14 protein-coding genes are annotated in these 13,334 nt (G+C 66.1%); 10 read left to right on the forward strand and 4 right to left on the reverse strand.

Annotated features, from left to right (window positions below; translation table 11 throughout):
- Genes JF515_RS02520 through JF515_RS02530 form a run of 3 tightly spaced genes read left to right on the forward strand, consistent with a single transcriptional unit; the run spans position 1 to position 3,205 of the window.
- Positions 1-1,260, forward strand: a complete 1,260-nt coding sequence (locus JF515_RS02520) for a TRAP transporter large permease (protein WP_203100692.1) — start codon at positions 1-3, stop codon at positions 1,258-1,260.
- A gap of 1 nt (position 1,261) precedes the next feature.
- Positions 1,262-2,185, forward strand: a complete 924-nt coding sequence (locus JF515_RS02525; RefSeq protein WP_203100694.1) for a 3-hydroxyacyl-CoA dehydrogenase NAD-binding domain-containing protein — start codon at positions 1,262-1,264, stop codon at positions 2,183-2,185.
- A 36-nt stretch (positions 2,186-2,221) separates the two neighbouring features.
- Positions 2,222-3,205 carry a TRAP transporter substrate-binding protein gene (locus JF515_RS02530; protein WP_203100696.1) on the forward strand — a complete coding sequence of 328 codons (984 nt, stop codon included), beginning with the start codon at positions 2,222-2,224 and terminating at the stop codon, positions 3,203-3,205.
- A 76-nt stretch (positions 3,206-3,281) separates the two neighbouring features.
- Here the strand turns inward: JF515_RS02530 and JF515_RS02535 are convergent, their stop codons facing one another.
- Both JF515_RS02535 and JF515_RS02540 read right to left on the reverse strand, forming a co-directional pair.
- A complete protein-coding gene (locus JF515_RS02535) occupies positions 3,282-4,037 on the reverse strand; it encodes a class II aldolase/adducin family protein (RefSeq protein ID WP_203100698.1) in 756 nt (251 codons plus the stop codon).
- A gap of 149 nt (positions 4,038-4,186) precedes the next feature.
- On the reverse strand, positions 4,187-5,152 hold the full coding sequence (locus tag JF515_RS02540; RefSeq protein WP_203100700.1) for a zinc-binding dehydrogenase: 966 nt from the start codon (positions 5,150-5,152) through the stop codon (positions 4,187-4,189).
- 104 nt (positions 5,153-5,256) lie between these two features.
- Here JF515_RS02540 and JF515_RS02545 point away from each other — a divergent pair, with 104 nt between their 5' ends.
- Entirely contained in the window at positions 5,257-6,285 is a 1,029-nt protein-coding gene (locus JF515_RS02545) for an MBL fold metallo-hydrolase (protein ID WP_203100702.1), read from the forward strand.
- A 138-nt stretch (positions 6,286-6,423) separates the two neighbouring features.
- Here JF515_RS02545 and JF515_RS02550 read toward each other — a convergent pair whose 3' ends face one another.
- A complete protein-coding gene (locus JF515_RS02550; RefSeq protein ID WP_203100704.1) occupies positions 6,424-7,575 on the reverse strand; it encodes an acyl-CoA dehydrogenase family protein in 1,152 nt (383 codons plus the stop codon).
- A 202-nt stretch (positions 7,576-7,777) separates the two neighbouring features.
- Here JF515_RS02550 and JF515_RS02555 point away from each other — a divergent pair, with 202 nt between their 5' ends.
- Positions 7,778-8,983 carry a 3-oxoadipyl-CoA thiolase gene (locus JF515_RS02555; RefSeq protein WP_203100706.1) on the forward strand — a complete coding sequence of 402 codons (1,206 nt, stop codon included), beginning with the start codon at positions 7,778-7,780 and terminating at the stop codon, positions 8,981-8,983.
- 85 nt (positions 8,984-9,068) lie between these two features.
- Here JF515_RS02555 and JF515_RS02560 read toward each other — a convergent pair whose 3' ends face one another.
- Complete coding sequence (locus tag JF515_RS02560) at positions 9,069-9,485, reverse strand: GntR family transcriptional regulator (RefSeq protein ID WP_203100708.1); 417 nt, start codon at positions 9,483-9,485, stop codon at positions 9,069-9,071.
- A 202-nt stretch (positions 9,486-9,687) separates the two neighbouring features.
- Between JF515_RS02560 and JF515_RS02565 the strand changes: the two genes are divergently transcribed.
- From JF515_RS02565 to cysZ, 5 genes are all read left to right on the forward strand, one after another.
- Entirely contained in the window at positions 9,688-10,476 is a 789-nt protein-coding gene (locus JF515_RS02565; protein WP_203100709.1) for an AraC family transcriptional regulator, read from the forward strand.
- Positions 10,477-10,650: 174 nt separating this feature from the next.
- On the forward strand, positions 10,651-11,217 hold the full coding sequence (locus JF515_RS02570; RefSeq protein WP_203100711.1) for a hypothetical protein: 567 nt from the start codon (positions 10,651-10,653) through the stop codon (positions 11,215-11,217).
- A 59-nt stretch (positions 11,218-11,276) separates the two neighbouring features.
- Positions 11,277-11,732, forward strand: coding sequence for a MarR family winged helix-turn-helix transcriptional regulator (locus tag JF515_RS02575; protein WP_203100713.1), 456 nt, complete (start codon positions 11,277-11,279; stop codon positions 11,730-11,732).
- 211 nt (positions 11,733-11,943) lie between these two features.
- Positions 11,944-12,372: an organic hydroperoxide resistance protein gene (locus JF515_RS02580; RefSeq protein WP_203100715.1), complete on the forward strand. Its 429-nt coding sequence runs from the start codon at positions 11,944-11,946 to the stop codon at positions 12,370-12,372.
- 92 nt (positions 12,373-12,464) lie between these two features.
- Positions 12,465-13,226: a sulfate transporter CysZ gene (gene cysZ, locus JF515_RS02585; protein ID WP_203100716.1), complete on the forward strand. Its 762-nt coding sequence runs from the start codon at positions 12,465-12,467 to the stop codon at positions 13,224-13,226.
- Positions 13,227-13,334 lie beyond the last annotated feature (108 nt).

The raw sequence follows: 13,334 nt of genomic DNA on the forward strand, positions 1-13,334 counted from the left end.
ATGGTCATTGCCTTCTTTATCGGGCTGTTGCTGGTGGGCGTGCCGGTGGCTTTCGTGCTGGCGCTGACCGCATTGTTCTATCTGTTCTCCAGCGGCAACTCGGTTCTGCTGGATTCGTTTCCGCAACAATTCTACGGTGGCCTCGAGAACTATGGCCTGCTGGCGCTGCCTCTGTTCATCCTGGTGGGTGAATGCATGAACGAGGGCGGCATCGCGCGGCGTTTGATGGCCATGGCCGCCGCGCTGCTTGGCTCCATCCGTGGCGGACTGGCCTACATCAACCTGCTCTCCAACATGATGATGGCCTCCATCCTCGGTTCCACGGTGGCGCAGATCACGATCATGTCGCGGGTGGCGGTGCCGGAGATGGAGCGGGCTGGCTACCCACGCGATCAGGCGGTGGCGATCACCGCCGCCGGTGGCATGCTGGCACCGATTATCCCGCCGTCCATGCTGTTCGTGATCTTCGGTGTGATCGCGCAGATATCGATCGGGGATCTGTTCATTGCCGGTATCCTGCCCGGCGTGCTGCTGGGGCTGGCATTCTTCGCGGTGTTGGGCTGGATGGCGCGCCGCCACCGGTTTCCCGCCACCGAACCCATGTGCTGGCGCCGCCGGCTTATGGCCCTGCGCGACGGTCTCGCCGCCGGCTTGATTCCCGCGCTCATCGTCGGCGGTATTCTCAGTGGCCTGGCGACCCCCACGGAGGCGGCGGCGCTGGCCTGCCTGGGCTCGATTCTGGTGGGGCGATTCGTTTACAAGGAATTCGATCCGCGCGCCCTGTGGCCGGCCCTCAAGCGCACCGCGTTGAGTTCCTCGGTGGTGTTGATTCTTATCGCCGCCGCCAACCTGTTCAGTTGGGTGATCACCTACGAGAATCTGCCGGCCCTGGCCGCTCAGTGGATCCAGGCCGCCGCGGGTTCACCGGCCCTGTTCCTGGTGCTGGTCACACTGGCGTTGCTGGTGGTGGGGATGATCCTGGACCCGATCCCGGCGTTGATCCTGGTGGTGCCGGTGCTGTTGCCGGTGGCGACCGGGGTTTACGGCATCAGCCCGTTCCATTTTGGCGTGATTGTTTGCCTGACCCTGGTGATGGGGCTACTGACTCCACCGGTGGGCTCGGCGCTGTTCACCGCCTCGACGCTGTCCGGGGTGCGCGCCGAGCGGCTGTCGCTGCTGCTGCTGCCTTATCTGCTGGTAATGCTGGTGGTGATGGCGCTGCTGATCTTCTTCCCGTTCCTGACCACGGCGCTGATCTGAGATGGCGGCGCCGGTGTATTCCACCGCGGTGCTGGGCGCCGGCCTGATTGGCGCCGGCTGGGCCGCGCTCTTCGCCCTGCGCGGGTGGCCGGTGGTGGTGGTGGACCCGGCGCCGGATGCCGGCGAACGGGTCACCGCCATGATCGAACGGGCCAGGCCGGTGCTGGACCGGCTTGGCCTGTTGGCCGGGCAACCCGCCACGCCGACGGTGATTCCGACCCCGGGGCCGACTCTGCGGGACGTGGTGCTGGTGCAGGAAGCCTTGCCGGAACAGCCCGCACTCAAGCGAGAGGCGTTATTGGCGCTGGAGAGCTGGATCGGTGCCGACGCACTGATCGCGTCCAGCTCCTCCGGGCTTATGCCGTCGCAATTGCAGGCCGGCCTGCGTCACCCGGAACGGCTCCTGATCGCGCACCCCTGTAATCCACCCTGGTTGATGCCGGTGGTGGAACTGGTCGGCGGTGGGGCAACCGGGCCAGCCACGCTGGACCGCGCCGAGGCGCTGTATCGGGCCCTGGGTCGGGAACCGGTGCGCCTGCGTCGGGAGGTGCCGGGGCATCTGCTCAACCGGTTACAGGCGGCGTTGTGGCGCGAGGCGGTCTATCTGGTGGCCGAGGGCTACGCCACCGTCGCCGACGTGGATACCGCGGTGACACGCGGGCTGGGTGCCCGGTGGGCCTGCTGCGGCCCCCACGAAATCTTTCATTTGGCCGGTGCCGACCGGGGGCTGGCCGGCTTTCTCGAGCAACTGGGGCCCGCCGTGGAGGATTGGTGGCGGGACCTGGGCGAACCGACCCTGGACGCGGCCACCCGCGACGCGCTGATCGCCGGCATGGATCAGGCGGCGGCCGGGCGCGGCGTGACGGCGCTCGCCGAGCGTCTCGATGCGCTGATGCCGAAGGTATTGGAGGCACTCCGGGACTGATCCTGACATCACTGCAAAAAAACAAGGGAGATAATCATGAAAAGAATCCACGCTGGTGTGCTGCTGATCGCACTGATGGCCCTGTTTCCTTTAGCCGCGCAGGCCAAGACCCTGCGTCTGGGGCTGATCACGCCACCCTCCCACCAGTGGACCCTGTCCGCCCAGGCCATGGCCAAACAGGTGCGGGAAGAAAGCAACGGTGAGCTCGATATCCTGGTGTTTCCCTCCGGCCAGCTCGGTAGCGAAGCGCAAATGGTGCAGATGATGCAGCGCGGCGCCCTGGACATGGCGTTCCTGGCCGCCGGTGAACTGGCTAACCGGGAGCCGGATTTCGCCGCTCTGTTCGCCCCTTATCTGGTGGAAACACCACAACAGGCCCGCGAGTTGCTGCAAGGCGACAGCGCGCGGAAATTGCTTGCCGAGGGGCGGCGTCTGGGCTTGGTGGGGCTGGGGTTCGGCATGGCCGGTTTGCGCCAGATCGTGGTGCGTGGCGAGGTCAACAGTATCGATGATCTGGCCGGGCGAAAAATCCGCACCATGCCGGTCCAGCCGGAGCGGGATTTCTGGAACAAGATCGGCGCCGCGCCCACCCCGATCCCTCTGCCGGCACTCTATGACGCCTTCGCCAATGGCCAGGTGGACGGTATGCAGATCGATTTCGAGGGCACCTGGAACACGCGTTACCTGGACTACGCCGGCACCGTGATTCAATCCAATCACATGATGTTGCCGATGATCGCGGTGGCCTCGGCGCGCACCTGGAAGGGGCTCTCCGAGGACGAACGCGCGTTGTTGAACAAGCGGGTCGGTGCGCACCTGGACGCTTTGTTCGATACCTACGCGGACATCGATGCCCGCTATCTGGCGAAAATCCGTAACGAGTCGGATGTGCCGGTGATCACCGTGGGCCGCGATTTCTTTGGCAACGGCGTCGATCTCTGGTATCGGGAGTGGCGTGAGAAAGCACCGCTGCTCAAGGCGCTGGAAAAGGAAGCGGCGGCGATCCGGGGCGAACAATAGAACGGTTGAGCGCCCCCCGGGGGGGGGGATCGCGACTGGGCGGCATTCCGCTTCAGTCGCGATCAACGACGCCTGATCAACTGGCGTAATCGGAGCCGATGCGCTCCAGTTTACGCAGCAGCGCCGGCCAGGTCAGTTTGCTGGCCATGCCCAGTTGCTGGGACTGCTCGGCGGTGGTGTCGATGGCCGCCTGGGAGGGCAGGTAGGGTTCGCCCTGGTTGAGGGTGCGCACCTGGATCTCCGCGGCCTTCATCAGGAAGTACATGTAGGTGAAGGCCTCGCCCACGTCGCGACCCACGCTCAGGGTGCCGTGGTTGCGCAGCAGCATCATGTTCTTGTCGCCGAGATCCCGGACCAGCCGTTCGCGCTCATCCAGGTTCAGGGCCACGCCTTCATAGTCGTGGAAGCTGAGATGTTGCAGGCACAGCATGGCGGTCTGGCTGAGCGGCAGCAGGCCGTCCTTGTGGGCGCTTACCGCCACCCCGTCCGGGGCGTGCAGGTGCAGCACCGCGCCCGCTTCCTCGCGGGCCATGTGCACGGCGCTGTGAATGGTGAAACCGGCCGGGTTGACCCGGTTGGTGGCGCCGCCATCGACGATCTCGCCGTTCTGGTCCACCTTCACCAGGGAAGACGCGGTGATTTCATCGAACAACCAGCCGTAGGGGTTGATCAGAAAGTGATGCTCCGGGCCCGGCACGCGGGCGGACAGGTGGGTGAACACCAGGTCTTCCCAGTCATACAGGGCCACCAGCCGGTAGGCGGCGGCCAGATCCTTGCGGACCTCCCACTCTCCCTGACTCATGGTGCTCTGGCGAGCGGTTGCTTCGGTCATTGCGGCACCTCATTTGTTGTGAAATAGTGTTTCATTAATATAACAACAGTGTTGAACCGATGGCTATCCGTAGGAGCGGCTCCGGCCGCGATGCCTCGCGCGGCCAAGCTGCTGCCCATGTCACCGTGAACGCTCTTTCGCGGCTAACGCTAGTCGTTCACAAGCACCCGCTTGCCGCTGAAGCTGTCCTCCAGCATGTGCCGGTGCGCCGCCGGCGCGTCACTGAACGGGAAGGACGCCAGGGGCAAAGGCTTGAGCCGGCCGCTGGCGAACAGCGGCGCCAGCCGGTCGTTGAAGACCTCGGCGATGGCGATGCGTTTTTCCAGCGGCTGGCTGCGCATGGTCATGGCCATCATGGTCGGCCGGCGCGCGATCAGGGCACGCAGGTTGAGCTCGGTGGTGGCGCCGCCCAGGGCGCTCAGCATCACCAGCTTGCCCTCCACGCGCAGGGCCTTGAGCACGGTTTTCCAGTCCGGGCCCACCATGTCCAGGATCACCGCCACGCCGTCGCCGGTGAGCGCCTGGATGCGTTCGGGCAGGGTGTCGTCCTCCAGCACGCCTTCCAGCAGGCCCATCTCGCGGGCCGTGGCCAGGTTGGCCAGGTCGCGGCTGGAACCGATCGGGCGCGCGCCCAGGGTGCTGGCCAGCTGGGTGGCGGCCAGGCCGACGCCGGCGGTGGCCGGGCGGATCAGACACCACTGGCCGGGCTGCAGGCCGCCTTCCAGGAACAGGCCCCGGTAGGCGGTGAGAAAGGCCTCCGGGATGGTGGCGCCGGTGGCGAAGTCCAGTTCGTCGGGCAGCGTCAGCGTCTCGCGCTCATGGACCACCAGTTGTTCGGAATACGCCGCGCTGGGGATCAGCCCCATCACCCGGTCGCCCACTTTCCGGCCCATGACGCCGTCGCCCACCGCGTCGATGACGCCGGCGTATTCCAGCCCCGGCACGCTGTTGTCGAAGCCCGGGGGCGCCGGATACAGGCCCTGGGTCTGCATGATGTCGGCGCGGTTCACGCCCACCGCGCGCACCGCGATGCGGACCTGGCCGGTGCCGGGTTCCGGCGCCTCGGCGTCGTCCAGTTTCAGAGTGTGGTCGTCCTGAATGCGCCACGCTTGCATGCTGTTTCTCCCTGCCAAACCGGGCGGCCTCGCCGCCCCGGTCAAGTTCATGTTGTCGCGCGCGCCGGGATCACCGGGCGCGCGCCCAGAAAGAGTGTCCCGGTATGAGCTCAGCGCTTCAATATCCTTTCACCGAGCCGCCGGCGTCCGGCCACCGTATCCAGGTGGCCCCCGGCGTCCACTGGCTGCATTTTCCGCTGCCGTTCTCCCTCGACCACATCAATCTGTGGCTGCTCGAGGACGGTGACGGCTGGACCCTGGTGGACACCGGTTTCGGTTCCCGCGCCACCCGCGAGCTGTGGCGCGCCACCTTTGATCAGGCTCTGGATGGCCGGCCGATCCGGCGCATCCTGGTGACCCATTACCATCCGGATCACATCGGCCAGGCCGCCTGGCTGGCCGGGCACTTCCAGGCCCCGGTATGGATGACCGAGGGCGAGTGGGCGCTCACCCATCGCCTGCAGACCGCCAGCGACCAGGAGGTGGCGGACGGTTTCCGGCGGTTATTTGGCCGCCACGGCCTGGGCGAGGCGGACCTGGCCGCCCTGGCCGGTCGCGGCAACGGCTACCGCAAGGTGATACCGGAACTGCCGCCGTCGCCGGTGATCATCGCCGAAGGCGACACCGTGTCGATCAACGGTGATGCCTGGCGGGTGCACATCGGTCGGGGTCATGCCCCGGAACACGCCTGCCTGTACCGTGAGCAGGACCATCTGCTGATCAGTGGCGACCAGGTGCTGCCCACCATCTCCAGCAACCTTACCGTGCGCGCCCATCAGCCGGACGAGGACCCGGTCACCGAGTTCGTCGATTCCCTGCGCGCCCTGCGCGCGGCGCTGCCGGCGGATACCCTGGTGCTGCCGGCCCATGGCCTGCCGTTTCGCGGGCTGCACCAACGCATCGACGATCTGTGCGCTCACCACGACGAGCAGCTTGATGCCGCCCGGGACGCCTGCGCCGAACGGCCGCTGACCGCCTTCGATCTGCTGCCGGTGCTGTTCAAGCGCGAACTGGACAGCCACCAGCTGATGTTCGCCATGGGCGAGAGCATCGCCCACCTGAATTGCCTGCACGCCCTCGGCCGGGTACGGCGCGAAGAACGGGACGGATGCCTCTACCACATCGCGGTCTAGCATACCGTTCGGTATGGGCGGGGCATTGTATAAATTGGCTGGGGTGGGGGGGGATCGCGACTAAAGTCGCTCCTACGCGGTTGTAGGAGCGACTTTAGTCGCGATGGCGGTCGGCTCAAGCCGCAAGCCTGCAGCCGCTTATTGCGCGTCGCGGACCATGCCGCGGGCGATCACGATCTGCTGGATCTGGGTGGTGCCTTCATAGATGCGGAACAGACGCACGTCGCGGTAGAAACGTTCCACCGCGTACTCGGCCATGTAGCCCGCGCCGCCGTGGATCTGCACCGCCCGGTCGGCCACCCGGCCCACCATTTCCGCGCAGAACAGCTTGCAGCAGGAGGCGTCGAGGCTGACGTTCTTGCCGGCGTCCTTGCTGCGCGCCGCTTCCAGTACCATGGAGCGGCCGGCGAAGGCTTCGGCGCGGGAGTCGGCCAGCATCGCCTGGATCAGCTGATGGTCGGCCAGGGGCTGGCCGAACTGCTTGCGCTCCATGGCGTATTTCAGGGCGTCCTCGATCAGGCGCTCGGCCACGCCCACGCACACCGCCGAGATGTGCAGACGGCCCCGGTCCAGTACCTTCATGGCGGTTTTGAAACCCTGGCCTTCCTTGCCGCCGATGATGTTCTCGGCGGGCACCCGGCAGTTGTCGAAGGTGATGTCGCAGACATGGGCGCCTTTCTGGCCCATCTTCACGTCCGGCTTGCCACGGATCAGGCCCGGGTTGTCGCCTTCCACGATAAAGGCGGTGATGCCGCCGGCGCCCTTGTTGTCCGGATCGGTGCGCGCCATCACCGTGTACAGGCCGGCTTCCGGGCCGTTGGTGATGTAGCGCTTGGTGCCGTTCAGCACATAGTGCTCGCCGTCCTTGTCCGCCCGGGTTTTCAGGCTGGCGGCGTCGGAACCCACATCGGGCTCGGTGAGACAGAAGGAACCGATCACTTCGCCGGTGGCCAGCTTGGGCACGTACTTGCGCTTCTGTTCCTCGGTGCCGTCGATCAGGATGCCCTGGGCGCCGATGCCGTTGTTGGTGCCGAACAGGGAACGGAACGCCGGCGAGGTATGGCCGATCTCGAAGGCCACCAGGGCTTCTTCTTCCATGGTCAGGCCGAGGCCGCCGTACTCTTCCGGAATGGACAGACCGAACAGGCCCATTTCCTTCATTTCGTTGGCGATGTCCTCGGGGATGGCATCGTTTTCCGCCACGGTCTGTTCCGCCGGAATCAGGCGGTCGCGCACGAAACGGCCGATGGTGTCGACAAGCTGGTTGAGCACTTCCTGGTCGCGAATCATGGGGCTCTTCTGTCTTATTGGTTAGTCTGGAGGTTGGTCCGTCCGGAGGCATGACCGATGGGTCGCCGGCGGCTTGCATCGCACTCTGTCACGACCTATTCTTTCCGTCAAGTTTCGGAATAACATTCCGCTATGCGGACTATCACCCTTTTTTATGGCGGTCGCGCCCTGCGTCCGTCTTCCCCGATTCGAGGACCTCTCCATGCTCGACGCCTACATCTATGACGGCCTGCGCACCCCCTTCGGCCGCCACGCCGGCGCGCTCGCGCCGGTGCGCCCCGACGACCTGCTGGCCGGCGTGATCCGTGCCCTGATCGCACGCAACCCGTTCGCCCCGGAAGACTTCGAGGACCTGGTGGCCGGCAACACCAACCAGGCCGGGGAGGACGCCCGCAACCTGGCCCGCCACGCCGGCCTGCTCGCCGGGCTGCCGGAAACCGTGGCCGGCCTCACCGTCAACCGGCTGTGCGGCAGCGGCCTGGCCGCCACCCTGGACGCGGCGCGCATGGTCACCGTGGACGAAGGCCAGTTGGTGATCGCCGCCGGCGCCGAGTCCATGAGCCGCGCGCCCTTCGTCATGGCCAAGGCGGAATCGCCCTACAGCCGCAACATGCCCATGTTCGACAGCACCATCGGCGCGCGCTTCCCCAACCCGCGCATCGAGCAGCAGTTCGGCCGCGACACCATGCCCGAAACCGCCCAGAACGTGGCCTCCGAGCTGGGCATCACCCGGGAGCAGGCGGACGCCTACGCGGCCCAGTCCCAGCGCCGTTACGAAGCGGCCCGCGCCGACGGTTTCTTCGCCGCCGAGCTGCAGGCCGTGGAAGTGCCCCAGGGCCGCAAGAAGCCGCCGCTCAGCGTTACCGAGGACGAGCACCCGCGCCCCGGCACCGATGTGGAAAAGCTGGCCAAACTGCCGGCCATCGTGGAAGGCGGCGTGATCACCGCCGGTAACGCCTCCGGCGTCAACGACGGCGCCGGCGCCCTGATCATCGGCTCCCGCGCCGCCGGCGAGAAAGCCGGCATCGCCCCGCGCGCCCGCATCATCGCCGGCGGCGTGGCCGGCGTGCCGCCACGCATCATGGGCCTGGGCCCGGTGGGCGCCTGCCGCAAGGTGCTGGACCGCGCCGGCCTGACCCTGGCGGACATGGACGTGATCGAAATCAACGAGGCCTTCGCCGCCCAGGTGTTGGGCTGCTGCAAACAGCTCGGCCTGGAGGGCGACGACGAGCGCCTCAACCCCAACGGCGGCGCCATCGCCGTGGGCCACCCCCTGGGCGCTTCCGGCACCCGCCTGGCGCTCACCGCGCTGCGTCAGTTGGAGCGCATCGACGGCCGCTACGCTTTGGTCAGCCTGTGCATCGGCGTGGGGCAGGGCGTCGCCATGCTGATCGAACGCCAGCGCTAACCCGCCGCCGGAGGGATGATCGCGACTGAAGCGGTGCGCCGCCCGGCCGCTCCTACAGCGGGGGGCGGCCACTGTAGGAGCGACTTCAGTCGCGATCCGCGCCGTGGCCGTCGAGGAAGGCCCGGGCCAGTCGTTCCGCTTCCTCGGCGGTGGCCACGATCCGCAGCCGCACCTTGAACAGGCCCGCCAGGGCCGCGCTCTGAGCCCGCATCATGGTTCGTTTACCGGTATCCGGCTCCACCGCCACCATGCCCCGGCAACGGCGCGCCAGGGTGTCCCGGTTGCGCTTCATCCACAGGGTGCGGCGTTTACGGTCCTCATGGGCTTCCCGGTGTTCGCCCTCGATGGCGGCGACCACCATCACGAACGGATCGGGCTGCCCGATCAGGGTCTCCATCTCCGCCTCCCATTGCACCGCGTAGCCCTCCGGCAGCCCCTCGGGCATCAAACGCACCAGCGGAAAGTCGGCCACATCGTGTACCTGAAAGTCATTCGGATTCATGGCCCGTCCCCCGGTCGGTGTTGGGGCGGTTCACGCCCAGGGTGTTTTGTTGCTCGGCAAGAATATCGTTGGCTCGCATTGTCGTTTCCTTGAGTCGGGGCCGGGAATCAGGGTGCGATCCAGACTAGCCGCGCGCCTCTGACTGAAATACCGTATTGAAGACATTCAATATCGGAAATACGCCAATATGACGTGGACCAGGATGCCCCCGACGGGGGGCAGCGGCACTTTCCCGGCCTTTCAGGGCCCGCTGCTTGCCCGCATCTGGGACAAATCCCAGGCCAGCCGCGAGGCCCACGCCGCCGGCGTCCATCAGCACAAGGAAGGGCAGCTGTGCGGCGCCACGGAAGGGCTGTTGACCGTGCACACCGGCGACACCCGCTGGGCGGTGCCCGCTCTGCACGCCATCTGGATTCCGCCGCGCCGGGAGCACGGCATCGACCCCCACGGTCAGTTCGACGGCTGGGCCATGCTGATCAACGAAACGCTGTGCCAGGGGCTGCCGGCGGAACCCTGCATCCTGCGCGTCTCCGGTCTGCTCATGGAGGCGGTGAAGCGCGTGGCCGGCTGGGATGAACAGACCTGGGCGCCGGAGCGGGATCCGCTGGTGGCGGTGATCGCCGCCGAGATTCGTGCTCTACCGGACGCGCCCCTGGGGTTGGTCATGCCCCGGGATCCAAGGCTGGCGCGCATCGCCGACGCCCTGCTGCGCGACCCGGCGGACCGGCTTGGGCAGGCGGAATGGGCGAGTCGGGCCGGCCTGTCGTCGCGCACCCTGTCGCGCCGGTTCCCCCGGGAAACCGGGCTGGGCTTTCAGGCCTGGCGTCAACGCGCCCGTTTGCTGCGAGCTCTGGAACACCTGGCCGCCGGCCTGCCGGTGACCACCGTGGCCCTGGAATGCGGCTACGACACCTCCAGCGCCTTCATCGAGGCGTTCCGCCGGGTCTTCGGCGTGACGCCGGGCCGCTGGAAAGAGCGCGGGCCGGCGTGAGGCCTTGCCATCACGTTACGTTCCTGCCGGCAAGCCGTGGCAAAGGCAGACCGCATCACGCTGGCGGTGTGACCCGGGCGGCGGATTGGCACGCCAGCACGTTATTGCGCGACTCTCTATCTTGAACCCGGGTGGTGAGTGCGGCTTGATAGCCGGCTGACCAAGGAGAGTTCAATGAATGTGAAACGTCATGCCCTGACGCTGGCCCTGCCGGCGCTGCTGGCCGCCTGTGGCGGCGGGAGCGGTTCTTCCGGTGGTGGTGGCGATGAACCACCTGCCAACGAGCCGCGCAATGTGGCGCTGCCGGAAAACGGTGGCCAGGCCGACGCCAATTACAACCAACAAAGCGCCGGCCTGGTCAACGATGGCATTGCCTACCAGGAAGACAGCAACGAGGAACTGCTGGCGGATTATTGGCAGGGCAACGTGGAGGATGATTTCGTGGTCGTCAACTTCGACCGCGTCTATGAAGTGTCCGAATTCAGCTTCTACACCAACATGGCCCAGCAGGTGAACAACGAGCCCGACCGGCTCTGGGTGGCGGTGTCCGCCGATGGCGATCAGTTCGAAGCCATCAACCTGCGCGAAACCTGCGATACGGCGACCTGGATGGGCCGCTACCGGATACGCTGCCAGGTGGAAGACCCGCTTACCCTGAAAGCCCTGCGGGTGCATACCCGCTTTCAGGTCAACGCTCACAACTTCCACGTTGCCGAGATCGAGGCCTGGGGAGTGCGCTGATCGCCGGCTGCCTGAAATATGCTTGCTATTAAATAGCGCACTATGTAATCATTCGCTCCATGAGTGATGACACCGACACCCCGGACTCCCTGCTGCGGCTCGACCTGCAGGTCTGCTTCGCGCTGTACTCCACCCAGCTGGCGATGACCAAGGTCTACCGCAAGCTGCTGCGCGAGCTGGATCTCACCTATCCCCAGTACCTGGTGATGATGGTGCTGTGGGAGCGTGACGGGCAGTCGGTGTCCGCCATCGGCGAACGCCTGTTTCTGGACTCCGCCACCCTGACGCCGCTGCTCAAGCGCCTGGAGAGCGCCGGCCTGCTGCACCGCCGCCGCGCGGCCGAGGACGAACGCCGGGTGGAAGTGCGCCTGACCGACGCCGGCCAGGCCCTGCGCCGCCGCGCCGAGGCGATCCCCGAGGCGGTGGCCTGCGCCAGCCGCTGCGAGCCGGAGGAGTTGGTGGCGCTCAAGGAGCAGTTGGAAACCCTGCGGCGGCGGCTTACTGAAACGTCCTGAACGCCGCGGAGGCCCTGAACGCCTGTCGGCGTTATCGCGACTGAAGTCGCTCCTACAGCACTCTCGCGGTAGTTATCGCGACTGAAGCGGAACGCCGCCTACGGGAGGTTGTAGGAGCGACTTCAGTCGCGATCAGACTGCGCCGGCAACGTACAAGCCATTAAATAGCGCACGATTTAATCGTGCAAAATCAAGCAAACGGAGAAACCCCATGACCATCGAAAAGACCCTCTATCAAGCCGAAGCCCGTGTCACCGGTGGCCGCGACGGCCACGTCACCAGCAGCGACAAACAGCTCGACCTCCAGCTCACCACGCCCAAGGCCCTGGGCGGCCCCGGCGGTGACGGCACCAACCCGGAGCAATTGTTCGCGGCGGGCTATTCCGCCTGCTTCCTCAGTGCCCTGAAGCTGGTGGCCGGCAAGGCCAAGGTGGCGCTGCCCGACGACACCCACATCAATGCCAAGGTGGCGATCGGGCCGGACGGCGAGGGCTTCGGCCTGGCCGTGGTCCTGGCGGTGACCCTGCCCGGCCTGGAAGAAGATGACGCCCGCGCCCTGGTGGAAAAGGCCCACGTGGTGTGCCCGTACTCCAACGCCACCCGGGGCAACATCCCGGTGGAGCTGGAAGTCCACGTTTGAGCCCGCGCTCCTGGCCCGGCGTCACCGCCGGGCACTGGCCTCGATGGCCGGCAATGCTAGAATCGGCCGGCATTCGCTGAAACGAGGTCGTCGTGTCCCAAGTCACCCGCGCGCTGGATTATCTGAAACAAGGTCTCACCCTGGCCCGCAGCCCCGGGCTGCGGGCCTACGTGGTGGTGCCCATGATCTTCAACGTGCTGGTGTTCGGCGGCCTCTATTACCTGTCCGGTCAGTGGATCGCCGGCTGGATCAGCACCGCCACCGCCGGCTGGGCCTTCGACGGCGGCCTCAGTTTCCTTAACGGCGCCATCGATTTCCTGGTCAGCGCCGCCGTGGTGCTGGTGTGGATTCTGCTGCTGGGGTTGCTGGCCAGCGTCTTTACCCTCGGCGTGCAGTTGATCGCCGCGCCCTTCATGGGCTTTCTGGCGGAAAAGGTGGACGTGCGTGTCACCGGCCGGCCATTGCCGGAGGAATCCATCGCCGCGATGACGGTGCGGGTGTTCAAGCGCGAGCTGCGCAAGACCTGGTACTGGCTGTGGCGGGCGGTGCTGATCCTGTTGGTGGTGCTGGTGATCTACTTCATCCCGGTGGTGAACGTGTTCGCGTCGGCGGTCTGGTTCCTGTGGTCCGGCTGGTTGCTGGGCATGCAATACATCGACTACGCCGCCGACAACCGCCAGGTGCCGTTCACCGAGATGCTGGAACGCCTCAAGACCAAACGCTGGCTGGTGCTCACCTTCGGCTCGGTGATCCTGGGCCTGACCATGCTGCCGCTGGTGAACCTGGTGATCATGCCGGTGGCGGTGATCGCCGGCACCCTGGTGTGGGTGCACGAATTGGAACAGGTATCTTGACTGACCCCTTTTTTTGTTCCGCTCAAAAAGCTTTTTTCTAATGAAAAAAGCTGGTTTTTTTTAAGTATCGTTTCGTTTTCAAAATGTTCCCAATGAAACAGGATTGTT

It is taken from the genome of Alloalcanivorax marinus (assembly GCF_016785095.1).
Classification (GTDB): domain Bacteria; phylum Pseudomonadota; class Gammaproteobacteria; order Pseudomonadales; family Alcanivoracaceae; genus Alloalcanivorax; species Alloalcanivorax marinus_A.

What these genes read in the sequence shown, in the direction of transcription:
- JF515_RS02520 (WP_203100692.1), top strand. Translation starts at nt 1, where the DNA reads ATGGTCATTGCCTTCTTTATCGGGCTGTTGCTGGTGGGCGTGCCGGTG.
- JF515_RS02525 (WP_203100694.1), top strand. Translation starts at nt 1,262, where the DNA reads ATGGCGGCGCCGGTGTATTCCACCGCGGTGCTGGGCGCCGGCCTGATT.
- JF515_RS02530 (WP_203100696.1), top strand. Translation starts at nt 2,222, where the DNA reads ATGAAAAGAATCCACGCTGGTGTGCTGCTGATCGCACTGATGGCCCTG.
- JF515_RS02535 (WP_203100698.1), bottom strand. Translation starts at nt 4,037, where the DNA reads ATGACCGAAGCAACCGCTCGCCAGAGCACCATGAGTCAGGGAGAGTGG.
- JF515_RS02540 (WP_203100700.1), bottom strand. Translation starts at nt 5,152, where the DNA reads ATGCAAGCGTGGCGCATTCAGGACGACCACACTCTGAAACTGGACGAC.
- JF515_RS02545 (WP_203100702.1), top strand. Translation starts at nt 5,257, where the DNA reads ATGAGCTCAGCGCTTCAATATCCTTTCACCGAGCCGCCGGCGTCCGGC.
- JF515_RS02550 (WP_203100704.1), bottom strand. Translation starts at nt 7,575, where the DNA reads ATGATTCGCGACCAGGAAGTGCTCAACCAGCTTGTCGACACCATCGGC.
- JF515_RS02555 (WP_203100706.1), top strand. Translation starts at nt 7,778, where the DNA reads ATGCTCGACGCCTACATCTATGACGGCCTGCGCACCCCCTTCGGCCGC.
- JF515_RS02560 (WP_203100708.1), bottom strand. Translation starts at nt 9,485, where the DNA reads ATGAATCCGAATGACTTTCAGGTACACGATGTGGCCGACTTTCCGCTG.
- JF515_RS02565 (WP_203100709.1), top strand. Translation starts at nt 9,688, where the DNA reads ATGCCCCCGACGGGGGGCAGCGGCACTTTCCCGGCCTTTCAGGGCCCG.
- JF515_RS02570 (WP_203100711.1), top strand. Translation starts at nt 10,651, where the DNA reads ATGAATGTGAAACGTCATGCCCTGACGCTGGCCCTGCCGGCGCTGCTG.
- JF515_RS02575 (WP_203100713.1), top strand. Translation starts at nt 11,277, where the DNA reads ATGAGTGATGACACCGACACCCCGGACTCCCTGCTGCGGCTCGACCTG.
- JF515_RS02580 (WP_203100715.1), top strand. Translation starts at nt 11,944, where the DNA reads ATGACCATCGAAAAGACCCTCTATCAAGCCGAAGCCCGTGTCACCGGT.